This window comes from Amycolatopsis arida (assembly GCF_900115565.1).
Lineage (GTDB): Bacteria > Actinomycetota > Actinomycetes > Mycobacteriales > Pseudonocardiaceae > Yuhushiella > Yuhushiella arida.
The window spans coordinates 139597-161090 of the sequence record NZ_FOWW01000002.1 but is presented as its reverse complement, the minus strand read 5'-3'; the positions used below and the strand labels follow the sequence as shown (position 1 = coordinate 161090).

Below are 21494 nucleotides of genomic sequence, written 5' to 3'. Positions count from 1 at the left end.
GAGAAGGAGACAACGGACATGGCTGAGGTACTGGTTCTCGTCGACCACGTCGACGGCGAGCTCAAGAAGGTCACCCTCGAGCTGCTGACCGCGGCGCGGGCCCTGGGGGAGCCCTCCGCGGTGGTCGTCGGCGCGCCCGGCACGGCCGGGAAGGTGAAGGAGTCGCTGGCCGCCCACGGCGCGGCGAAGGTGTACGTCGCCGAGTCCGAGGACGCCGGCAAGTACCTGGTGACACCGAAGGTCGACGCGCTGGCCACCCTGGTGGAGCAGGTGTCCCCGGCGGCGGTGCTGGTGGCCGCGTCGGCCGAGGGCAAGGAGGTGTCCGGGCGGTTGGCCGTCCGGGTCGGCTCCGGCCTGCTCTACGACGCGGTGGAGGTCGGTTCCGACGGCACCACCGGGCAGTCGATCTTCGGTGGCGCGTTCTCGGTGAAGTCCAAGGTGACGAAGGGTTTCCCGATCATCTCGGTCCGGCCGGGCAGCGTGGAGGCCGAGCAGGCCGAGGGCGCCGCGGCGGAGGAGACCGTGCAGCTGCCGGCGGTGGACCCGGCGAAGGCGGCGCGGATCACCGGTGTCGAGCCGGTGGTCGGCGGCGACCGTCCGGAGCTGACCGAGGCGTCGGTCGTGGTCTCCGGTGGCCGCGGGGTCGGCTCCGCGGAGAAGTTCGAGGTCGTGGAGAAGCTGGCCGACGCGCTCGGCGCGGCCGTGGGCGCCTCGCGGGCCGCGGTGGACTCCGGCTATTACCCGGCCCAGTTCCAGGTGGGGCAGACCGGCAAGACGGTGTCGCCGCAGCTGTACATCGCGCTGGGCATCTCCGGCGCGATCCAGCACCGGGCCGGGATGCAGACGTCGAAGACGATCGTCGCGGTGAACAAAGACCCGGAGGCGCCGATCTTCGAGATCGCCGACTTCGGCGTGGTGGGCGACCTGTTCAAGGTCGCGCCGCAACTCACCGACGAGGTGGTTAAGCGCAAGGGCTGAGTGCCCGGACACGTGCCCGGCCCGGCGGCCTCGCGGCTGCCGGGCCGGGCACGTTCGGGTGATCAGCGCAGCCGGTCGAGGTCCAACCGCACGGCGAACGGCTCGGTGGTGGTGAAGGCGCCGGTGAACGTCCCGCTGTCGAGGTAGCCGAACTCCTCGGTGCGGTGGCAGGCGGTCAGCGTCACCGGGTCGGCGAGGTCGACGATCCAGTAGTGGGGAATGTTGGCGTCGGCGTACTCCGAGCGCTTGACGTGGTAGTCGGTCCGCCGCGATCCGGGCGAGACGATCTCCATGACCACCACGGTCTCGGACGCTCGCAGTAGTCCACCCTCCCGGTCCACGCGATCCAGGGCGTCCTTCCGAACGATCACGAGGTCGGGTCGGCGCGAGAACCCGGGTTGATTCGGTGCCACCAGCTCCAAATCGAGATCGACATCCTGGACGATGTCGAGATCTTCGGGCAGTTGCTGGTCGAGCTGGGTGAACAAGCGGCCGGACGCACGGTTGTGGCGGGGTGCCGGGCTCGGCGACATCAGCAGGCGGCCTTCCACGAGCTCGGTGTAGCCGGTCTCGACCTCACCGAGGGCCGCGTACTCGGCGATCGTCAGCAGATGGCTCGGCGGCTCGGGCAGAGTGCTCACGGCAAGCTCCTTCACGTCGGCTCCAGTATCCCATTCGACGCTCGCCACGAACGGGTCTGCCACACCGCCGATCGTGCTGGACCGGCAAACCGGGCGTTAACGGACTGTGCATCCAGCGCTCACCGGATCGCACTCTCCGTGGTCCCGAAACGGCCGGTAGACCTAGCAGCATGACGCGGTCCCAACTGCTCGTCAGCACCGATCGGGCCGGTGCCGAGCCCTCCGCGGGTGCGCCCCGGTACTCCCTGCTCGTGGCCTACGACAACGACGAGGTGGTGGCCGCGCAGCGGCTGCGCCACCAGGTGTTCGCCGAGGAGATGGGCGCGACGCTGCACTCGCCGCGCCCCGGCCTGGACGCCGACGCCTTCGACGAGTTCTGCGACCACCTCGTGGTCCGCGACGACGACAGCGGCGCCATCGTCGGCACCTACCGCATGCTGCCGCCCGAGCGCGCCGCCGCGGCGGGCCGGCTCTACGCCGACACCGAGTTCGACCTCACCGCGCTGGCCGGGTTGCGGCCGTCGCTGGTGGAGACCGGACGCTCGTGCGTGCACCCCGACCACCGCACCGGCGCCGTGGTCGGCCTGGTGTGGGCCGGGATCGCCCGGTACATGCTGCTGTCCGGGCACCGCTACCTCGCCGGCTGCGCGTCCGTGCCGCTCACCGACGGCGGCGCGCTCGCCGCTGGCGTGTGGGACACCGTGCGGACGAAGCACTTCGCGCCGCCGGACCAGCGGGTCGCGCCGCTGCACCCGTGGGACCCCACCAACGTCGTCCGGCAGCCGCGAACGGCACTGCCCCCACTGCTCAAGGGATATCTGCGGCTCGGCGCCGTGGTGTGCGGACCGCCGGCGCACGACCCGGAGTTCGGGGTGGCCGACTTCTTCGTGCTGCTCGACCTGCCCACCGTCGACCAGCGCTACCTGAAGTTCTTCCTCGGGACGGCGACGTGACCGCGCACCCCTGGATGCCGGTGTCGCCGTGCGGCCCGGCCTGCCTGACCGGCGACTCCCCGGGGGTGGGAGCGCTGCGCGGGGTGCTGCGGGTCGGCGCCGCGCTCGGCGTGCTGCTGGCGGCACTCGCCCTCGCCCCGCTGCTGGTCGCGCTTCCGTCCCGGCCACGGGAGCGGGCCGTGCGGGCGATCTTCGCCGCGCTGCTGCGCGCGTTCGGTGTCCGGCTGGTCGTGCACGGCGACGCGGAGCTGCGGGACACCCCGCCCGGCCGCGGCGCGCTCGTGGTGAACAACCACATCTCGTGGCTGGACATCGTGGCGGTCAACGCGATCCGCCCGATGCGCGCGCTGGCCAAGCGCGAGATCGCCGGATGGCCGGTGCTGGGCGGCCTGGTCACCCGGTCGGGCGCGGTGTTCCTGGACCGGGAGCGGTTGTCCACCCTGCCGGCCACCGTCGCCCAACTGGCCGCGGCGCTGCGCGCCGGCTCGCTGGTCAGCGTCACCCCGGAGGGCACCACGTGGTGCGGCCTCGCCTCCGGGCGGTTCCGCGGCGCCACCTTCCAGGCGGCGATCGACGGCGGGGTGCCGGTGCGGCCGCTGGCGCTGCGCTACCGGCTGGCCGACGGCAGGGAGACGACCCGGCCGGCGTTCGTCGGCCCGGAGACGCTGGTCGACTCGGTGCGCCGGGTGGCCCGGCTGCGCGGGCTGGTGCTCGAGGTGTTCGTCTGCCCGGAGATCGCCCCCGGCCGCGCCGCCGACCGCCGCGAGCTGGCCGCGCTGGCCGAGTCCGCCGTGCACTCCGCACTGGGCACCGTGCAGACCCCCACCCGCCCCCGTCCCTCCCGCGCCAGTGTCCGCGTTTCCTGACCGCGTGTTCGACATTCCCGTCCGGAGGCCGTACCCGGAACGCGGGCACGTGTGCACAGAGCGCGGACACACGTGCACAGGGCGCGGACACGGTGGTCAGGGGGGGAACAGTGATCTCGCGATGATCTCCCGTTGGATCTCGGAGGCGCCCTCGTAGATGCGGGGGGCGCGCACCTCCCGGTAGAGGTGCTCCAGCGGGTGGCCCCGCTCCAGCGCCCGCGCGCCGTGCACCTGGATCGCCACGTCCACGGCGTGCTGGGCGGTCTCGGTGGCGTACAGCTTCGCCATCGCGGCCGCCGCGGACACGTCGGGTGCCCCGGTGTCGTAGGCGGTGGCCGCCGCGCGGACCAGCAACGCCGCCGCGCGGACCCGGGTGGCCACGTCGGCGAGCTGGTGTGACACGCCCTGGAACTCGCGCAGCGCGCGGCCGAACGCGCGGCGGGACGCCGCGTGCGCCACGGCCGCGTCCAGCGCCGCCCGTGCCATCCCCACCGCGAACGCCCCCACGCTCGGCCGGAACAGGTCCAACGTGGACATCGCCACCCGCATCCCGCCGTCGACCTCGCCGAGCACGTTGCCGGCCGGCACGGACACGTCGGCGAAGCGCAGCCGGCCGATCGGGTGCGGCGCCAGCATCGCCAGCCGCTCGCCGGACAGGCCGGGGCTGGCCGCCGGCACGGCGAACGCGGTGATGCCCCGCGCGCCGGCGCCCGGTGTGGTGCGGGCGAACACCGAGTACACGTCGGCGTCCGGGGCGTTGGAGATGTACACCTTCTCGCCGGTGAGCCGGAACCCGTCGCCGTCGCGGACCGCGGCGAGCTCCAGCGCCGCGACGTCCGACCCCGCGGCCGGCTCGGTCAGCGCGAAGCCGGCTACGGCGCTGCCGTCGAGCACCCGGGGCATCCACTCCTCGACCACCTCCGGCCGCCCCGCGGCCAGGATCGGCCGGCCGCCCAGGCCCTGCAGCGCCAGCGCGGTCTCCGCCTCGGTGCAGTGCAGGGCGAGCCCCTCCCGCAGCAGGCACAGGTCCATGGCGGTGCCCGCGGTGCCCACCTTCGCCAGCAGCCCGTGCTCGGCCAGCGCGGCGAGCAGCGGCCGGTTCACCGCGCCGGGCTCCCCGGCCCGGGCCAGCGGCACCAGCTCCCGGCCGACCCGCTCGGCGCGCGCGAGCAGCTCCTCCGACCCGCTCACCGGACCGCTCATGTGACCGCCGTCGCTGGCGTCCGCCGACGCCGACGTGGTCACGGGACCACCGCCGTGCCCAGCAGCTCCACCCTGGCGTCCGGGTCGAACAGCTCGGCCACGCCGAACAGCGCCACGGCCGGGTAGTGCCGGCCGAAGTGCCGACGCCACACCGCGCCCAGCTCGCCCAGCGCCGCCCGATAGGCCGGCACGTCGGTGACGTGGATCAGCAGCGACACCAGGTGCTCCGGCCGCCCCCCGGCGGCGCGCAGCGCGGCCACCACGTTGCCGGCCGCGACGTCGAACTGCTCCACCACGGTGTCGCCGCGGATCGCCCCGTCCGGTCCCTGCGCGGTCTGCCCGCCCAGGTACACCGTCCGGCCCGGGGCCGCGACCACCGCGTGCGCGAAGCCCACCGGCGCGGCCAACCCCGGGGCCACCACCACCTCGTGCACCGGCGCCTCCCCGGTCACTTGCCGGTCCACTTCGGACTCCGGCCGGCCGACCACGCGCGGTGGAACTCGCGGTGGTCCTCGCCGGTCATCAGCAGCGCCTGGGTGATCGCCTCCAGCTCCACCGCGCTGCCCAGGTCCATGTCCAGCTCGCGGGTGAGCAGCACCTTGGTGGCCGAGTAGGCGCTCCACGGTCCCTCGGCGAGTCGGCGGGCCAGCGCGGCGGCGGCCTCGCCCAGCTCGGCGTCGTCCACCACCCGGTTCGCCAGCCCGATCCGCTCGGCCCGCTCGGCGTCGATCGAGTCGCCGAGCATGAGCAACTCGGTGGCGTGGGCGAGGCCGACCAGCCGGGGCAGCAGGTACGCCGAGCCCATGTCCGCGCCGGCCAGGCCCACCCTGGTGAACAGGAAGGCGAACGTCGCCGAGCGGGCGAGCAGCCGGAAGTCGCTGGCCAGGGCGAGCACCGAGCCGGCGCCGGCGGCGATGCCGTTCACCGCGGCGATGACCGGCAGCGGGGACTCGCGCAGCGCCTTCACCACCGCGCCGGTCATCCGGGTGAACTCCAGCAGCTCCGCGGACGTCATGTCCTGCAGCTCGCCGATGATCTCCTCGACGTCGCCGCCGGAGCAGAACCCGCGCCCGCGCCCGGTGAGCACGAGCACCCTGGCGTCGCCGCGGTGCGGCAGCTCGGCGAGCAGGTCCCGCAGGTCGGCGTAGGTGTCGAAGGTGAGCGCGTTGAGCCGGTCGGGCCGGGACAGGGTCACCGTCGCCACCCCGTCGGCGAGGGAGAGGTCGAAGTTGCGCCAGTGCTCGGTGAAGCCGGGCGACGCGCGGAACGGACTCATGTCTGGATGCCACCTCCGTCGAGAACCAGCGTCTGGCCGTTGATCGCCCCGGCCTCCGGTGCGGCGAGGAACGCCACGGCGAACGCGACCTCCTCGGGCTCGAGCAGTCGGCCGAGCGGCGCGGCCGCGGCCAGCGCGGCCTCGGCCTCCGCGGGGTCGCGGCCCGTGCGCCGGGCGATCCGGTCGACCGACTCGCGGGTCATGTCGGTGCGCACGAAGGCGGGGCACACCGCGTTCGCCGTCACCCCGGTCCCGGCCACCTCGGCGGCCACCGCCCGGATCAGCCCCACCGCGGCGTGCTTGGCCGCGGTGTAGCCGGCGGTGTAGCGGTAGCCGACGTGCCCGGCGGTGGACGCGACGGTGACGATCCGCCCGCGGTCCCGCGCGCGCATCCCGGGCAGCACGGCGCGGGTGCACAGGAACGCGCCGGTGGCGTTGACCGCGAGCTGCCGTTGCCACTCGGCGAGGTCGGTGCGCTCCACCGGCGCGCTGGACGCCACGCCGGCGTTGTTCACCAGCACGTCCACCGGGCCGGCCGTGGCGAAGTACTCGGCGACCCGGTCGGCGTCGGTGACGTCGCACTCGGACCGGCCGGGGGCGAGCACCCGGTCGCCGGCCGCGGTGAACCGCGCGGCGACCGCGGCCCCGATGCCCCGGGTGCCGCCGGTGACCGCCACCAGTCGCCCGGTCATCCTTCCACCCGCTCGCGCAGGGCCCGCCGGTCGAGCTTGCCGTTCGCGGTGCGCGGCAGCGCGTCGACGAACCGGAACCGCCGTGGCCGCTTGTGCCCGGCAAGCCGCTCCCGCACGTGCGCCTCCAGCTCGTCGGCGTCGACTGTGGACCCGGGGCGGCGCACCACGTAGGCCCACGGCCGGACGAGGCCGGCCTCGCGCACGCCCACCACCGCGCACTCCAGCACGTCCGGGTGGCCGACCAGGCAGTGCTCGATCTCGCTCGGCGCCACGAAGACACCGCCGACCTTGAGCAGGTCGTCGGCGCGACCGTGGTGCGCGAAGTGGCCGTCGGTGTCGCGGGAGAACAGATCGCCGGTGCGCAGCGTGTCGCCGCGGAACGTGGCCGCCGACTTCTCCGGCGCGCCGTGGTACCCGCGAGCGACGGTCGGGCCGGTGACCTCCAGGACCCCGATCTCGCCGTTTGGCACCTCGGTCCCGGACTCGTCCACGACCCGTGCGGTGTAGCCGGGCACCGGGACGCCGACGGTGCCGTGCCGCACGGCGCCGGGACGGTTGGACAGGTAGATGTGGTAGGCCTCGGACGAGCCGATGCCGTCCAGCACCTCCACCCCGAACGTGGCGTCCCACCGGCGGTGCAACTCGGCCGGCAGCGCCTCGCCGGCGGACGTGCAGAGTCGCACGCAGCCGAGGTCGGCGGTGGCCGCCCGCGGGGAGGCGAGCATGGCGCTCATCATCGTCGGCACGTTCACCAGGATCGTCGGTCGGTACCGGGCGATCAGGTCGAACAGCAGCTCCGGCGTGCTGCGCTCGGCGAAGACCACCCCGGCCGCGCCGACCCCGAACGGGAACATCGCCACCAGGTCGCGCGCGTAGCCGAAGAACAGCTTCGGCACGCCGAGCACGACGTCGTCGGGGCGCAGGTCGAGGACGCCCCGGGCGTAGCGGAGGTAGCTCTCCACCGGACTGCGGGCGGGGTGCACGCACGCCTTGGGCGCGCCGGTGCTGCCGGTGGTGAACTTCCAGATCACCACGTCGTCGCCGGTCAGTGGCTCCGGCTCGGCCCCGTCGCCGGCCCCGGCCTCGAGCGTGGCCAGCGAGTGCTCGCCCTCCCGCAGCTCCGCCTCCGGCACGCCGGCGGCCAGCAGCACCGCCCGCCGTCCCGGCGGCCGGTCGGCCAGCGCGCGGCGCACGGGGTCGAGGGTGACGACGTCCACCAGCACGACGCGTGCCTCGGTGTAGCCGAGGAAGTAGGCGTAGTCCTCCGGGCGCAGGAAGGTGTAGACCTCGGCGGTGACCGCGCCGACCCGCTGCGCGCCGTACCACGCGGCGACGAAGTCCACGCCGTCGCTCAGCGCGAGCAGCACCCGCTCGCCCCTGCCGGCGCCGAGCCCACGCAGCACGTCCCCGATCCGTGCTGCCCGCGCGGCCAGCTCCGCGTAACTGACGGTGGCATCGCCGGTGCTGTCGACGCAGTACAGCGCGGTGCGGTCGCCGCGGCCCTCGGCGACCATGCGGTCCAGGAAGTATGCGGTCAGGTTCACGGGCTGCCCTCGACCAGCGCGCGGATGGTATCGACGAGCAGCTCGGCGAGCGTGTCGAAGGTGGCCGACCCCTCCTCGCCGGTGGCCTCGGCGGGCGCGCCGCAGTACGCCCGGTTCATCCCGAGCGCGCGGAAGCTCCGCCGGCCGTCGGCCATCGCCGCGGGCAGGTTCACCGCGACCCGGGGCAGCGTTCGCATCGTCGCGCGGTCCACCAGCTCCGGCCGCTCGGCCAGCACCAGCGACGTCTCGTACCGGCCGGCATGGCACTCGCCGGCGCGGAACTCGGCGGTGAGCCGTGCGGCGTAATGCCGGCGGACCAGGTCCAGGTGGCCGAGCCGGACCCCGCGCGCCGACTCCACGGTGCGCACCGCGCGGCGCAGGGTCGCCACGTGCTCGGGCTCGAAGTGGTTGTTGACCAGCACGATCCGGGGCAGCCCCTGGTCGACCAGCCCAAGGCACACCTCGGTGACCAGCGCGTGCAGCGCCTCCTCCCCGACGCCGACCGTCCCGGGGAACTCCGCGGCGTACCGGGTCACGCCGTAGGGCAGCGCGGGCAGGATCAGCACCCGCAGGCCGGGATCACCGGTGCACCGGGCGGCGACACGCTCGCACAGCGCGGTCGAGATCAGCGCGTCGGTGCCGAGCGGGGCGTGCGGGCCGTGCGGCTCCACGGCACCGATCGGCAGGAGCAGCACCGGCACCCGGTCGTCGTCGCGCAGCGCGGCGACCTGCGGTGAGGTGAGGTCGGCGAAGTAGGTCACGATCCCTCCTCGGGGAAGTCCACGAGGCACAGGTCGGCGCGGCCGGCGGCGACGACGGTGTTCACCTGGTCGGGCGTGGTGAGGTACCCGCCGACCAGGGTGGGCACCCCGGCCTCGGTGCGCACCCGATCGCTGAGCGTGGTGAGGAAGCCACGCCGATACACCGGCCGGCACTCGGCGACGGTCTGCCCGGCCTCGACGTGCACCAGGTCGGCGCCGCCCGCGGCGAGCTCCGCGGCGATCCGCACGCCCTCGTCGGTGCTCACCCCGCCCGGCGCCCAGTCGGTGACGCTCAGCCGAACGGCGGTCACCGGGCAGGCCCCGCGCACCGCGGCGAGCACGGACAGCGGGAAGCGCAGCCGGTTCTCCAGCGGCCCGCCGAACTCGTCGGTGCGGTGGTTGGCCAGCGGGGACAGGAAGCTGGCCAGCAGGCCGCCGTGCGCGCAGTCCAGCACGAGCACGTCGAACCCGGCGCTGGCGGCGCGGGCGGCGGCCGCGGCGAAGTCGGCCCGTACCCGGTCCAGGTCGGCGGCGGACGCCTCGCGCGGCACCGCCGTGCCGGGCCCGTAGGGCAGTGCCGAGGCGGACACCAGTGGCCACGCCTGGTCCGCGGGCAGCGGCACGTCCACCCCGGACCGGGCGGGTCGCACGGCGCCGCGCCGGCCCGCGTGCGCCAGCCGGACCCCGGCGCGTGCCCCCGCGCCGTGCGCCGCGGCCACCGCCGCGGCCCATTCGTCGTCCATCGTGGACGCCTCCGGTGAGGTGCGGCCCTCCTTGCTCACCGCGACCGGCCCGGCCAGCACCAGCCCGGCGCCGCCGCCGGCCGCGGCGGTCAGCTCGGCCGGTGTGTGGGCGGTGCGCACCACCCGGTTGCCGATCTCGACGTTCCCGAGGCGCAGCGGCACGAACATTGGTGGCGGGGCGAACTGCGGCGCGCCGGCGAACGCGGCGTCGGCGCCCCGGACGAAGTCGGGGTCGCGGACGGTGAGGTTGGCATGGCTGATCCGGCCGCTGCGGGTGAGCAGATTCGTGGCGAACTGGTACGGCGGAAGGTGGCCGTGCCGGCCGACCCTGGCGAAGTAGCCGGCGCTCTCCGCGGCGGCGCGCTGGAACCGCTCCACCACCGGCTGCCGCTCCGACTCGTACTCGACCAGCGCCCGCGCGACGGCGTCGGGGGTGTGCCCGTGCCGGACGACCGCGTTGGCCAGCGCCACGGCGTCCTCCATCGCCAGCTTGGTGCCGGAGCCGATGGTGAAGTGCGCGGTGTGCGCGGCGTCGCCGAGCAACACCACGTTGCCGTGGTGCCACGTGCGATTGCGGACCCGGGGGAAGCTCAGCCATGTCGAGCGGTTGGACAGCAGCCGGTGGCCGGCGAGGTCTGCGGCGAAGAGCCGCTCGCAGTACGCGATGCTCTCCTCCTCGGTCATCTCCGCCAGCCCCGCGCGGCGCCAGGTGTCCTCCGGCGCCTCGACGATGAAGGTGCTCGAGTGCTCGTCGAACGGGTAGGCGTGCACCTGGAACATGCCGTGCTCGGTGGGCACGAAGATGAACCGGAACGCGTCGAACACCAGGTCCGTGCCGTACCAGACGTACTTGCACCCCTGCAGGACGACCGAGGTGCCGAACACCTCCTCGGCGCCGCGCCGCACGACGCTGTGCACCCCGTCGGCGCCCACCACCAGGTCGCCGTCCAGCTCGGCCGGGTCGCCGACCTCGGTGCCGAAACGCAGCTCCACGCCGAGGTCGGCGCAGCGGCGCTGGAGGATGTCCAGCAGGCGGGTGCGGGCGATCGCGGAGAAGCCGTGGCCGCGGCAGCGCAGCAGCCGGCCGGCGAAGGAGATGTCCACCGTGTCCCAGCGGGCGAAGGTGTCGGTGATCTCCAGGTAGGTCGGATAGTCGGCGTCGCGCAGCGCGCCGAGGGTCTCCTCGGAGAACACCACGCCCCAGCCGAAGGTGGCGTCCGGCGGGTTGCGCTCGACCACGGTGATCTCGTGCCCGGCGCCGGACCTGGCCAGCAGGATCGCCAGGTACAGCCCCGCCGGCCCCGCGCCGAGCACCGAGATCCTCATCCCAGCACCTCGGCCAGTCTGTCCACTTCGGACGGATCGGGCACGGTGGGCAGCAGGACCAGCGTGTCGCAGCCGGCCTCGGTGTAGCCGCGCACGAAGTCCCGCACCGCGCGTCGGGTGGTGAGCAGCGCGGCGGCGATCCGCTCGGCGAACGGCCCGGTGAAGGCGTAGTAGTCGCGCAGGTAGGCCGCGCCGCGGTCCGGGTCGCCGAGGGCGAAGTAGCCCTGGCCCCACAGCCGCGGCGCACCGGGCCGGCCCAGGTCGTGCCACGCCGCCCTGGCTCGGTCGGCGGCGGAGGCGAACGCCCGCGGCGGGCCGCCGCCGTGCGCGTAGCCGTCGGCGTAGCGGGCCATCCGGGCGAACGCCGGACCGCTCGCGCCACCGACGAGGAGCTCGGGACCGTCGTCGCGGGCCCGCAGATCCGCCAGCTGCGCGGACAACCGCTCGCCGCGGCCCGGCCACTCCCGCTCGGCCGCGGCGTAGTCGTCCTCCCGCGCGCCGACGGCGAGGCCGAGGGTCAGCCGGCCGCCGGAGAGCGCCTGCACCGAGTCCACCTGCTTGGCCAGCAGGCCGGCGCCGCGCAGCGGGCCGATCGCGATCATCGTCGCCAGCCGGATCCGGGTGGTGAGCACGGCCGCGGCGGACAGCGCGGCGAACGGCTCGATGCCCGGGTAGGCCAGCCGGTCGAGCACCCCCAGGGTGCCGAACGGCCCGGCCTCGGCGCGGCGGGCCCACTCGGCCAGCGCGGCGCCGTCCGTGTCCGGTGTGGTGTTCGGCAGCCCTATTCCGACGTCCACCCGCATCAAGCTACACCCGAGAGGCCCGGGGTGTATACAGTAAGACGATGGATCCGTTCGAGCCGGCGCCGCAGGAGCTCGTGGTGACGTTGCTCGGCGGCTACGTCCGGCCACGCGACCGCCGGACCGTGTGGTCCGGCGGGCTGGTCGCGCTGCTCGGCGAGCTCGGCTTCTCGGCCGGCGCGGCCAGGATCGCGCTGGGCCGGCTGGTCCGCAGGGGCCTGCTCGACCGGCACCGGGACGGGCGGCTGGTGCACCTCGGGTTGACCCCGCGGGCCGTGGCGCTGCTGGAGGACGGTGACCGGCGGATCTTCTCGTTCGGCAGGGCCGGCCCGGCGCCCGGCGAGTGGACGATGCTCTGGCACGGCATCCCGGAAGGGCATCGGCACGCCAGGGAGCGGCTGGTGCGCCGGCTGCGCTTCCTCGGCTTCGGCACCCTCGGCGACGGCACCTGGATCGCCCCGCGCGACCGGGTCGCCGAGGTGACCGCGCTGCTCGACGAGCTGGGCGTGCGCGAGCACGCCGGTCTGCTGCGCGGCCGGCCGGTCGCCGACGTCGGCTCGGTGGTGGCCAGGGCGTGGGACCTGGCCGGCCTCGCCCGCCGCTACGCCGAGTTCGTCGACCGGTTCGCCGGGTCCGCCGTGGCCCCCGACCGGCTCTCCGACGCCAGGGCGTTCGAGGTGCGCACCCGACTGGTGCACGCCTTCCGGCAGTTTCCCGTGCTGGACCCCGAGCTGCCGGCCGACCTCGTGTCACCGCCGCCCCGCAGGGCCGAGGCGGTCGCGCTCTTCTCCGACCTCTACGGTGCGCTGGCCGAGCCCGCCCAGCGCCACTTCGACCGCGCCGTCTCGATATCGACATCCCAGCGCCGTCCCCCTGCCGTCCCAGCGAGGTGACCCGATCCGTGAGCGACGAACACTCCTCCCTGACGTACAGCTCCTACCTGGCGCTCGACGAGGTGCTCGGCGCCCAGCGGCCGCGCTCCGCCGAGCACGACGAGATGCTGTTCATCGTCATCCACCAGGTCTACGAGCTGTGGTTCAAGCAGATGCTGCACGAGCTCGCCCATCTGCAGCGCCGGTTCGAGGCGGGCGACACCCCGCACTCGCTGCGCACGTTGCGCCGGATCCTCACCGTGCTGAAGGTCGCCGTCGCGCAGATCGACGTGTTGGAGACCATGACCCCGTCGCAGTTCACCAGCTTCCGCAGCCGGCTCGCGGCGGCGAGCGGCTTCGAGTCGGCGCAGTTCCGGGAGTTGGAGGCGGTGCTCGGCCGCCGCGAGGCGCGGGTGTTCACGCACTACCCCGAGGGCAGCCCGGCCAGGGACCGGATCGCGGCGGCGATGGAGCGGCCGTCGCTGTACGACTCGTTCCTGGCCTACCTGGCCGAGCACGGCTACCCGGTGCCACTGGACCGGGACGTGTGCGCGCCGCTGGAGCCCTCGCCCCGGGTGCAGGAGATCCTGCTGCGGGTCTACGCCGACGATGCCGGCCCGGCGTCGGTGTGCGAGCGGCTGGTGGACCTCGACGAGGGCATGCAGGAGTGGCGGTACCGGCACGTGAAGATGGTCGAGCGGACCATCGGCGACAAGAGCGGCACCGGTGGTTCCTCCGGCGCCGCCTACCTGCGGACCACGCTGCTGCGGCCGGCGTTCCCGGACCTGTGGGCCGTGCGGAGCGCGCTGTGATCGCCTCGGTGTCGCTGGCGGACCTGCGCCGCACGCCCAACGCGCTGGCCCGGCACTACACGCGGTTCCGGGTCGCCGAGCGGCCGCTGCTCACCGGGCACTCGCACCAGGCGTGGCCGGACGTGGCGGTCGAAGGCCAGCTGGAGGCGTTCACCGACGCCGCCACCGAGGTGGACGGCAAGTGGGCGAGGGCGTTTGCCAAGGCCGAGGAGGTGCGGGCCGGCTACCGGCGGCTGCTCGACGACGACGCGCCCCTCGCGCTCGGTGCCAGCACGCACGACCTGTTGGTGCGCCTGCTGTCCGCGCTCGACCTGCGCCGGCGGCCGCGGCTGGTGACCACCGACGGCGAGTTCCACAGCCTGCGCCGCCAGCTGGCCCGGCTGGCCGAGGAGGGCGTCGAGGTGGTGCGGGTGCCGGCCGAGCCGGTGGGCACCCTCGCCGAGCGGCTGGCCGCGGCGGTGGACGGGCGGACCAGCGCGGTGCTGGTGTCGCGGGTGCTGTTCGCCACCGCGCGGATCGTCCCCGACCTGGGCACGCTGGCGAGGACGTGCGCGGACCGGGACGTGGAGCTGGTGGTGGACGCCTACCACGCGCTCGGGGTGCTGCCGACGCCCGTGCCGCGGCTCGGCCTGGACACCGCGTGGGTGCTCGCCGGCGGGTACAAGTACCTGCAGCTCGGGGAGGGCAACTGCGTGCTGCGGATGCCGCCGCACGCCGAGCGGCTGCGGCCGGTGGTGACCGGGTGGTTCGCCGAGTTCGGATCGCTGTCCGGCGCGCCCGGCGAGCGGGTCGGCTACGCGCCGGGCGGGGACCGGTTCGCCGGCGCGACCTACGACCCGACCAGCCACTACCGAGCGGCCCGGGTGTTCGGCTTCTTCACCGAGCACGGGCTCACCCCGGAGTTCCTGCGCGCGGTGTCCCAGCACCAGGTGGGCCTGCTGGCGGCGGCGTTCGACGCGCTGGACCTGCCGGAGCAGGAGGTGCGCCGGGACCGGTCGGTGCCGCTGACCGAGGTGGCCGGGTTCCTGGCGCTGCGCTGCCGGGACGCCGAGCGGCTGCGCGCCGGGCTGGCCGAGCGCGGCGTCTCCGTCGACTGCCGCGGGGAGTACCTGCGGTTCGGTCCGGCGCCGTACCTGTCCGACGCCCAGCTCGAGGCGGCGATGGCCGCGCTGGGCGAGGTGGTCCGCGACCGCTCGGAACGAGCGCGATCTTGACGTCGCCGCTCCGCGCGCCGAAGCTCTGCTGATCACTCGCCGAGCGAAGGGAGTGGCGGATGACCCGGAACGATGGATTCAGCCGGGTGCTGGGCAGGCTGGACGTGCTCGCGATCGCCTTCGGCGCGATGATCGGCTTCGGCTGGATCGTGCTCACCGGCGGCTTCCTGGAGGACGCCGGCAGCCTCGGCGCCGCGCTGGCCTTCGTGCTCGGCGGCGTCGTCGTCGGGCTGGTCGGGCTCACCTACGCCGAGCTGGTGTCGGCCATGCCGGCCGCCGGCGGCGAGCACAACTACGTCCTGCGCGGGCTCGGCGCCCGCCCCGCCTTCGTCACGTCCTGGACCCTGGTCCTCGGCTACGTCTCGGTGGTCGCGTTCGAGGCGGTGGCCCTGCCGCAGACCCTGCTGTACCTGGTGCCCGAGCTGCCCGCCGGCCGGCTGTGGTCGGTCGCCGGCTACGACGTCTACGCCACCTGGGCGCTGGTCGGCATCGCCGGCGCCGTGATCATCACCGCGCTGAACTACGTCGGGGTGCGCCCGGCCGCGGTGTTCCAGACCATCGCGGTGCTGTTCCTGGTCGCCGTCGGGGTGCTGCTGCTCACCGGTTCGCTCACCGGCGGTGCGGCCGCCAACCTGGAGCCGCTGTTCTCCGGCGGCCTGTCCGGGATGCTGCTCGTGCTGGTCGCCACGCCCTTCCTGTTCGTCGGCTTCGACGTGATCCCGCAGTCGGCGGGCGAGATCAACCTGCCGCCGCGCCGGATCGGCACGCTGCTGGTGGTCTCGGTGGCGCTCGCCGTGACCTGGTACGTGCTGATCATGCTGACCGTCGGCTCCGGGCTCGGCCGGGACGAGGTCGCCGCCGCCGAGCTGCCCACCGCCGACGCGATGACCGCGCTCTGGGACACCAGGGTGATGGGCACGGTCCTGGTGGTCGGCGGCATCGCCGGCATCCTGACCAGCTGGAACGGCTTCATGATCGGGGCGAGCCGGCTGGTGTTCGCGATGGCCTCCTCGGGCATGCTGCCGCGCTGGTTCGCCAAGGTGCACCCGCGGTACGGCACGCCGAGCAACGCCGTGCTGTTCATCGGCCTGCTGTCGGTGCTCGCGCCGCTGTTCGGCCGACAGATGCTGGTCTGGTTGGTGGACGCGGGCAGCCTGAGCATCGTCGTGGCCTACCTGCTGGTCGCGGTCACCTTCCTGGTGCTGCGCCGCCGCGAGCCGGACATGCCGCGGCCGTTCCGGGTGCGCGCGGGGTGGCCGGTTGGCGTGTTGGCCGCGCTGCTCAGCCTGGGCACCGCCGTGCTGTTCCTGCCCGGCCTGCCCGCCCAGCTGATCTGGCCCTACGAGTGGGTGATCGTCGGGGCGTGGTGGCTGGTCGGCGTCGTGCTGGTGCTGCGCCTGCCCAGGGTGGGCGCCGGCGCGGACGCCGAGGAGCGGCTCCTGCTCGCGACCCGGCGCGCTCCCCGCTGACCACGGGACCCATCCCCGAACGCGGATCTCGCCGTCCGGACCGTGGAACTCGCGGTCCCGAGCGTGGATCTCGGGGCCGGTGCGGGTTCCACGCGCGGAACCCGCACCGGCCCCGGCTTCGTCCTCGCGCCGCGCTCAGGCCGCGGGATGGGCGGCCGCGAGGACGGCCCGCCCCGCCGCCGTCAGCTGTGCCGGAGCCGTGCTTCCGGCACCCTCGGGCGGGGCGGGTTCGATGAGGCCGTCGCGCAACAACAGGTGCGCGGTGAACTGATCGCTGCAGGCGATCCCGTCGACGAGCAGGCGGGTCTCCCCACCCCCGGCGATGCGTACCCTCCCGGCCGCCACGGCCCGGAGGATCGCCAGCCCGCGCCCGGACGGAACCGGCGCGGCAACCTGCTGCAGTGTTGTAGACATCGTGATTCCTCGCAGGTACCCCTGGGTCGGAGCCCCCATCTCCGGATCAAGCCCAGCCCGCAGGGGTGTCGGTGACTTTCGGTGAAAATCTTGCCTCATCCGCGAGTGTGACGGTCATCTCAATCGGCCATAACACTCGTGGTGTCGGCGCAGCGTCGTCGCCCGGGCACTCCGCGTGCCCTTCGTGGCTCCAGCCGTCACCCGACCTGGCCGTGCTCGGCCCACCAGCGCTCGTAGCTGGGGTTGCGGTCCACCAGCCGCAGGTACGCCTCCGCCGCGCACCGGCGCATCAGCTCCGGGTCCACCGGGCACGCCGGCGACCAGACCAGCTCCATGCGCAGGGTGAGGGGGTCGCCCAGCAGCGGCCGTACGACGATCCCCCTGCCCTCCTGCGAGGTGGCCTGCGCCAGGCTGATGCATCGCCCGCTGGTGAGGAACCCGCGCGCGGTGCTCACGTCGCTCACCTCGTGCGCGATCACCGGCTCGAACCCGGCGTCCCGGCACGCCGCGCGCAGGAACGCGGCGCCACCGAAGTCCTCCTGTGGGTCCACCAGCCACTGCTCGTCGGCCAGCTCGGCGAGGTCGACCACCTCCTTGCCGGCCAGCGGGTGCTGCTCGGACAGCGCCACGAACACCGGCTCCACCGGCACGATCACCGACCGCCGGACCCCCTCCGGCAGGGGGATCTCGAAGCCGGAGATCTGGGCGACCATCGCCGCGTCGAGCCGTCCCGCCTGCACCAGGCCGAGCAGCGCGGCCACCGACGCCTCGGTGTGCGCGTGCACCTCGAGCGTGTGCTCGGCGGCGTCGACGAGGCGGGACACCGTGGTCGGCAGCAGCGGGCCCGGCACGCTGCCGAGGCGCAGCTCGGTCGGTTCGTCGCCGCTCGCGGCCGGTGGCTGGTGCAGCCGGAGGTCGGCCATCTCGGCGAGCACCGCGCGCGCCTTGGCGAGCACCGTGCGGCCGAACGGGGTGGGCTGAACGCCGTTGCGGGAGCGCTCGAACAGCGGCGAGCCGAGCGCGCTCTCGATGCGGCGCAGCTGGGCGGTGAGGGACGGTTGGGAGACGCCGAGGACCGAGGCCGCCCGGGTGATGCTCCCGTGGTCGGCGACGGTGGTCAGGATCTTGAGATGCCTGATCTCCAGTTCCATAGCGCCCATCCTATGGAAAGGTGAGATGGTCGTCACACGGAGTGCGACCGCCGAGCGGCGACCGGCGCCGGCGGGCACGGGCACGCGATCATCACGAAGGCGCACCTCGTCGGCGAACCACCGTGGCGTGCGGGCGCCGGGGGCCCTAGGTTCTGCAGCAGCGGCCGCCATCGCGGGAACGACCTTCCCGGCGCCGCCGACGAAAACCGACCACCGGCCGGCCCGCGCCCACAAGTCGCGAGCCGGGGTTGACAAAGGAGTCACCACCGTGACCGAAGGTGTGTTCGGCCGCGACAGCGGCCATGAGCAGGTTGTGTTCTGCCACGACGCCCAGTCCGGGCTGAAGGCGATCATCGCGGTGTACTCGACCGCGCTCGGGCCCGCGCTCGGCGGCACCCGGTTCTACCCCTACGCCTCGGAGAGCGAGGCGCTCCACGACGTGCTGGCGCTGTCCAAGGGCATGGCGTACAAGAACGCGCTGGCCGGTCTCGACCTCGGTGGCGGCAAGGCCGTGATCATCGGTGACCCGGACACCGACAAGTCCGAGGCGCTGCTGCGCGCCTACGGGCGGTTCGTGCAGTCCCTCGGCGGCCGCTACATCACCGCCTGCGACGTGGGCACCTACGTGCGGGACATGGACGTCCTGGCCAAGGAGTGCCGGTTCGTCACCGGCCGCTCGACCGACCTCGGCGGGGCCGGCGACTCCTCCGTGCTCACCGCCTACGGCGTGTTCCAGGGCATGCGGGCCTCGGCCGAACACACCTGGGGCAGCCCGGACCTGGCCGGCCGCCGGGTCGGCGTGGCCGGGGTCGGCAAGGTCGGCCACATCCTGGTCGGGCATCTGGTGGACGCCGGCGCCGAGGTGGTGATCAGCGACGTCGCCGAGCGGGCCATCGAGCGGGCCACGACGGCGTACCCGGGGATCGAGGTGGTGGCCGACGCCGACGCCCTCATCCGGGCCGACCTGGACGTCTTCGCGCCGTGCGCGCTGGGTGGCGTGCTCGACGACGAGACCGTCGACGTGCTGCGAACGAAGGTGGTCTGCGGTGCGGCGAACAACCAGCTCGCGCACGCCGGCATCGAGAAGCGGCTCGCCGACCGCGGGATCCTGTTCGCGCCCGACTACCTGGTGAACGCCGGCGGGGTGATCCAGGTCAGCGACGAGCTGCACGGCTTCGACTTCGAGCGCGCCAAGCGCAGGGTGAACTCGATCTACGAGGCCACGAAGGCGGTGTTCGCGCTGGCCGCCGACGAGGGCGTACCGCCGGTGACGGCCGCCGACCGGCTGGCCGAGCGGCGGATGGCCGAGGTCGGCCGGCTGCGGTCGATCCTCACCACGGTGTGAGCCGCCGGTCACCGGCACGGGACGCCACCCGCGGGTGAGGTCCCGTGCCGGTGCCGGTCAGCCGCTCTTGCGGCGGAAGTTGCGCTTGTGCCCCGCGGGGCCGTGCGCGTGGGTGACCTTCGGACCGATGTCGGTGTGCGCGGCGCCGGCCTTCGCGCTGGCCTGCTTGCGTTCCAGTGCCTCGCGGAACCGGCGCTTGACGTCGTCCTCCGGGGCGCCGTCGTCGTCGGTGGGTGGTGCTGCTTCGGTCATGCGAGCCTCCGGGGAGCGCCGAGTACCTACCGCCAGCCTGGCAGGAGATCGCCGGCCGGGCCACTCCGTTTCCCGTCGATGTTTCCCGTCGCCGTGGGCGGTAGCACGATCCGCCCGCCACGCCCGTCCCGCCCGCCGAGCCCCGCGTTCCCGGCGGGAGGGGTGGGCGGCGACGGTGGGTTACTCGCCGTCGCCGCCGCAGACGATCTTCGGCTGCGGGTTGTACCGCACGGTGCGGTTCTCCCGGCGGATCTCCCTGCCGGTGTTCACGTCCTTGATGATCCGGGTGTCGGTGACCGTGAAGCCCGGTGCGCCGTTGCTCGGGTGGCAGTTGGTCGGCGGTCCCTGCTTCGTGGGCGGGTCGGTGAAGTTGTGCCGCTCCCCGGTCACCGACTCCACGGTGTACCGCTTCGTGCCCCACAGCTTCACCGTGATCGACGACGGCGTCCAGATCGTCTGGATGGCCACGCCGGTCTGGGAGTCGTTGGTGAACTTCAGGTCGATCACGCTCGCGCCGCTGTGGCTCTGGAACACCGTCGCCTCCCGCGCGGCGGGGTAGCGGCTGATGTAGTAGCTGTGCTCCTTGTGCCCGGCGTCCTTCATGCCGGCGAAGTAGGCCGCGTTGTACAGCGTGGTGGCGAACTGGGAGATGCCGCCGCCGACCTCCCTGCCGGGTGCGCCGTCCTTGATCACGCCGGCCTCCACGTAGCCCTGCGCGGTGCCGCGCGGGCCGGTGAAGCCGTTCAGGCTGAAGGTCTCGCTCGGCTTGACGATCGCGCCGTTGACCTTCTGCGCCACCACCCGGATGTTGACCCCGGAGTCCGGCGCGAACCCGCCGGTGGTGAACTCGCCGATCACTTCGTTGATGCCGAGTTGGTTGGCTTCCTCGGTGGTGATGTCGGCCGGCTTCTTCTCGTACTGCGCGACCAGCTCGCGGTTGTCCGTCCGCTTGAGCACCTCCATCATGGGCGCCAGCGTGGTGTCCCACTTGATCTTGTTGCCGTCCTCGGACGGCTGCACGGTGGGCCGGCCGCCCTCGAAGACGATCTGGGCGTCCTTGCCCTCCTTCTCGGTGGACGCGAGCTCGGGACCCACCCCTTCGACGATCTTGTCCTGGTTGATCTTCGGCACCAGCGCGCCGTGCTCGTCGACCTCGAAGCTCAACCCGGCGGCGATCTCCGCGGGCTCGAGCGTGCCGTCCTTGCCCTCGCCCTTGACCACCACCGGCGCGGACACCGCCGGCTTGGCGAAATCCTCCAGCGCGGCGCGCACCGCCTCGGGCGTGGTGCGCACCGGGGTCACGGTCACCGGCAGCTCCAACCGCTCATCGGACGCCCAGTGCGCCAGCACCACCTGGGTGGCGCCCTCGGCGTCGAGTTGCTGCCCCTGCTCCGGGTCGACCGGGATCGGGGTGGCGCCCTCGAAGCGGATCGTGCCCTCCACCGGTTCGCGGTCGACCTTCGCGTGCAGGTCGTCCATCGCGTTCCGCAGCTGGTTGGGCTCGGCCGCGGTCACCACGCCCACCTCACGCATGGTGAAGAACGAGAACAGCCGGGTGAACGGGTTCAACGGCTGGTCGCCGGCCTGCTCCACGGTGCCGGCCCAGTCCAGTTTCAGGCCCGCCTGCCCGGGGTCGAGCGTGTCCTCGACGTCGCCGGCGCGGAACGGCACCGGCTGGGACAGCCGCGGCTCGAGCTGGTCGCGCAGCTCCCGCTCGGCGCTGGCCTTGCTCATGCCGCCGACGTCGACCCCGGCGACGGTGACGCCCCGCGGCACGCTGCCCTGACTGACCAGCAGGTCGACGCCGTAGAGCAGGGCCAGCACGCCGAACGCCGCGGCACCGATCAGCGCCGGCCGCCGCCAGCGGGGCCGCGCCGCCGGCTCACCCGGCTCGCCCGCGTCGGCGGGGGCATTCGGCTCTCCCGGTGGCACCGGTCCGTTCCCGGCCGGCCCGCCGGGGAACGGACCGGGGTGGAACTGCTCGGTGGGCTCGGGCCCGCCGAGTCGGGCGTGGGTCTCGGTGGGCGCGTCCTCGTGGCTCGTCGACGCGGTGCCGTCGGTCGCGCCGGGAAGGACGTGGCGGTCGGTCACGACGTTCGGGATCCGGAGCTGGTCGGTGGCCCCCTCCGGGAGCGGGCGCCGGACCGTGTGTTGCTCGTCCAGGCTCCCGGAGACGGCCTCG

At 73.9% G+C, this 21494-nt stretch carries 21 protein-coding genes; 8 read left to right on the top strand and 13 right to left on the bottom strand.

Features of this window, described 5'->3' with window-relative positions; all coding sequences use genetic code 11:
- The first annotated feature begins 18 nt into the window (after positions 1 to 18).
- A complete protein-coding gene (locus tag BM051_RS05615; RefSeq protein WP_092528828.1) occupies positions 19 to 978 on the top strand; it encodes an electron transfer flavoprotein subunit alpha/FixB family protein in 960 nt (319 codons plus the stop codon).
- 62 nt (positions 979 to 1040) lie between these two features.
- On the opposite strand, the gene BM051_RS05610 is transcribed toward BM051_RS05615, so the two are convergent.
- Positions 1041 to 1619 carry a Uma2 family endonuclease gene (locus BM051_RS05610; protein ID WP_092528826.1) on the bottom strand — a complete coding sequence of 193 codons (579 nt, stop codon included), beginning with the start codon at positions 1617 to 1619 and terminating at the stop codon, positions 1041 to 1043.
- Between the two features lie 170 nt (positions 1620 to 1789).
- Here BM051_RS05610 and BM051_RS05605 point away from each other — a divergent pair, with 170 nt between their 5' ends.
- Together BM051_RS05605 and BM051_RS05600 are read left to right on the top strand one after the other, a co-directional pair.
- Entirely contained in the window at positions 1790 to 2572 is a 783-nt protein-coding gene (locus BM051_RS05605) for a GNAT family N-acetyltransferase (protein ID WP_092528824.1), read from the top strand.
- 14 nt (positions 2573 to 2586) lie between these two features.
- Positions 2587 to 3438 carry a lysophospholipid acyltransferase family protein gene (locus BM051_RS05600; RefSeq protein ID WP_092529607.1) on the top strand — a complete coding sequence of 284 codons (852 nt, stop codon included), beginning with the start codon at positions 2587 to 2589 and terminating at the stop codon, positions 3436 to 3438.
- 96 nt (positions 3439 to 3534) lie between these two features.
- On the opposite strand, the gene BM051_RS05595 is transcribed toward BM051_RS05600, so the two are convergent.
- Genes BM051_RS05595 through BM051_RS05560 form a run of 8 tightly spaced genes read right to left on the bottom strand, consistent with a single transcriptional unit; the run spans position 3535 to position 11786 of the window.
- Positions 3535 to 4641, bottom strand: coding sequence for an acyl-CoA dehydrogenase family protein (locus tag BM051_RS05595; protein ID WP_092529606.1), 1107 nt, complete (start codon positions 4639 to 4641; stop codon positions 3535 to 3537).
- Between the two features lie 38 nt (positions 4642 to 4679).
- Positions 4680 to 5105: a RidA family protein gene (locus tag BM051_RS05590; protein ID WP_243859181.1), complete on the bottom strand. Its 426-nt coding sequence runs from the start codon at positions 5103 to 5105 to the stop codon at positions 4680 to 4682.
- Positions 5090 to 5917: an enoyl-CoA hydratase family protein gene (locus BM051_RS05585; RefSeq protein WP_092528822.1), complete on the bottom strand. Its 828-nt coding sequence runs from the start codon at positions 5915 to 5917 to the stop codon at positions 5090 to 5092. Before BM051_RS05585 ends, BM051_RS05590 begins: the two co-directional genes overlap by 16 nt.
- Positions 5914 to 6609: an SDR family NAD(P)-dependent oxidoreductase gene (locus BM051_RS05580; protein ID WP_092528820.1), complete on the bottom strand. Its 696-nt coding sequence runs from the start codon at positions 6607 to 6609 to the stop codon at positions 5914 to 5916. The genes BM051_RS05585 and BM051_RS05580 overlap by 4 nt, the downstream gene beginning before the upstream one ends.
- Complete coding sequence (locus tag BM051_RS05575) at positions 6606 to 8153, bottom strand: benzoate-CoA ligase family protein (RefSeq protein ID WP_092528818.1); 1548 nt, start codon at positions 8151 to 8153, stop codon at positions 6606 to 6608. The genes BM051_RS05580 and BM051_RS05575 overlap by 4 nt, the downstream gene beginning before the upstream one ends.
- Positions 8150 to 8914 (bottom strand): creatininase family protein, encoded by a 765-nt coding sequence (locus BM051_RS05570; protein ID WP_092528816.1) that lies wholly within the window; start codon positions 8912 to 8914, stop codon positions 8150 to 8152. Before BM051_RS05570 ends, BM051_RS05575 begins: the two co-directional genes overlap by 4 nt.
- The gene (locus tag BM051_RS05565; protein ID WP_092528814.1) at positions 8911 to 10983 is read right to left on the bottom strand and encodes an oxidoreductase; all 2073 of its coding nucleotides are present in this window, start codon (positions 10981 to 10983) and stop codon (positions 8911 to 8913) included. The genes BM051_RS05570 and BM051_RS05565 overlap by 4 nt, the downstream gene beginning before the upstream one ends.
- The gene (locus BM051_RS05560; RefSeq protein ID WP_243859180.1) at positions 10980 to 11786 is read right to left on the bottom strand and encodes an LLM class flavin-dependent oxidoreductase; all 807 of its coding nucleotides are present in this window, start codon (positions 11784 to 11786) and stop codon (positions 10980 to 10982) included. The genes BM051_RS05565 and BM051_RS05560 overlap by 4 nt, the downstream gene beginning before the upstream one ends.
- 41 nt (positions 11787 to 11827) lie before the next feature.
- Here BM051_RS05560 and BM051_RS05555 point away from each other — a divergent pair, with 41 nt between their 5' ends.
- The 4 genes from BM051_RS05555 to BM051_RS05540 are packed head-to-tail and all read left to right on the top strand — an operon-like array spanning position 11828 to position 16150.
- Complete coding sequence (locus tag BM051_RS05555) at positions 11828 to 12676, top strand: PaaX family transcriptional regulator (RefSeq protein WP_092528812.1); 849 nt, start codon at positions 11828 to 11830, stop codon at positions 12674 to 12676.
- 8 nt (positions 12677 to 12684) lie between these two features.
- A complete protein-coding gene (locus BM051_RS05550) occupies positions 12685 to 13467 on the top strand; it encodes a tryptophan 2,3-dioxygenase (RefSeq protein WP_092528810.1) in 783 nt (260 codons plus the stop codon).
- Positions 13464 to 14681, top strand: a complete 1218-nt coding sequence (locus BM051_RS05545) for an aminotransferase class V-fold PLP-dependent enzyme (protein WP_243859179.1) — start codon at positions 13464 to 13466, stop codon at positions 14679 to 14681. The genes BM051_RS05550 and BM051_RS05545 overlap by 4 nt, the downstream gene beginning before the upstream one ends.
- Before the next feature lie 59 nt (positions 14682 to 14740).
- Positions 14741 to 16150 carry an APC family permease gene (locus BM051_RS05540; protein ID WP_092528808.1) on the top strand — a complete coding sequence of 470 codons (1410 nt, stop codon included), beginning with the start codon at positions 14741 to 14743 and terminating at the stop codon, positions 16148 to 16150.
- A 135-nt stretch (positions 16151 to 16285) separates the two neighbouring features.
- Here BM051_RS05540 and BM051_RS05535 read toward each other — a convergent pair whose 3' ends face one another.
- A complete protein-coding gene (locus tag BM051_RS05535) occupies positions 16286 to 16564 on the bottom strand; it encodes a hypothetical protein (protein WP_092528806.1) in 279 nt (92 codons plus the stop codon).
- A 197-nt stretch (positions 16565 to 16761) separates the two neighbouring features.
- Positions 16762 to 17715 (bottom strand): LysR family transcriptional regulator, encoded by a 954-nt coding sequence (locus BM051_RS05530; protein ID WP_166677550.1) that lies wholly within the window; start codon positions 17713 to 17715, stop codon positions 16762 to 16764.
- Between the two features lie 268 nt (positions 17716 to 17983).
- On the opposite strand from BM051_RS05530, the gene BM051_RS05525 reads away from it, so the two are divergent.
- Positions 17984 to 19060, top strand: a complete 1077-nt coding sequence (locus tag BM051_RS05525) for a Glu/Leu/Phe/Val dehydrogenase dimerization domain-containing protein (RefSeq protein ID WP_092528802.1) — start codon at positions 17984 to 17986, stop codon at positions 19058 to 19060.
- Positions 19061 to 19117: 57 nt separating this feature from the next.
- On the opposite strand, the gene BM051_RS05520 is transcribed toward BM051_RS05525, so the two are convergent.
- Together BM051_RS05520 and BM051_RS05515 are read right to left on the bottom strand one after the other, a co-directional pair.
- Positions 19118 to 19312, bottom strand: coding sequence for a DUF5302 domain-containing protein (locus BM051_RS05520; RefSeq protein ID WP_092528800.1), 195 nt, complete (start codon positions 19310 to 19312; stop codon positions 19118 to 19120).
- Between the two features lie 180 nt (positions 19313 to 19492).
- Positions 19493 to 21244, bottom strand: coding sequence for a VanW family protein (locus BM051_RS05515; RefSeq protein ID WP_424923228.1), 1752 nt, complete (start codon positions 21242 to 21244; stop codon positions 19493 to 19495).
- Positions 21245 to 21494: the final 250 nt, after the last annotated feature.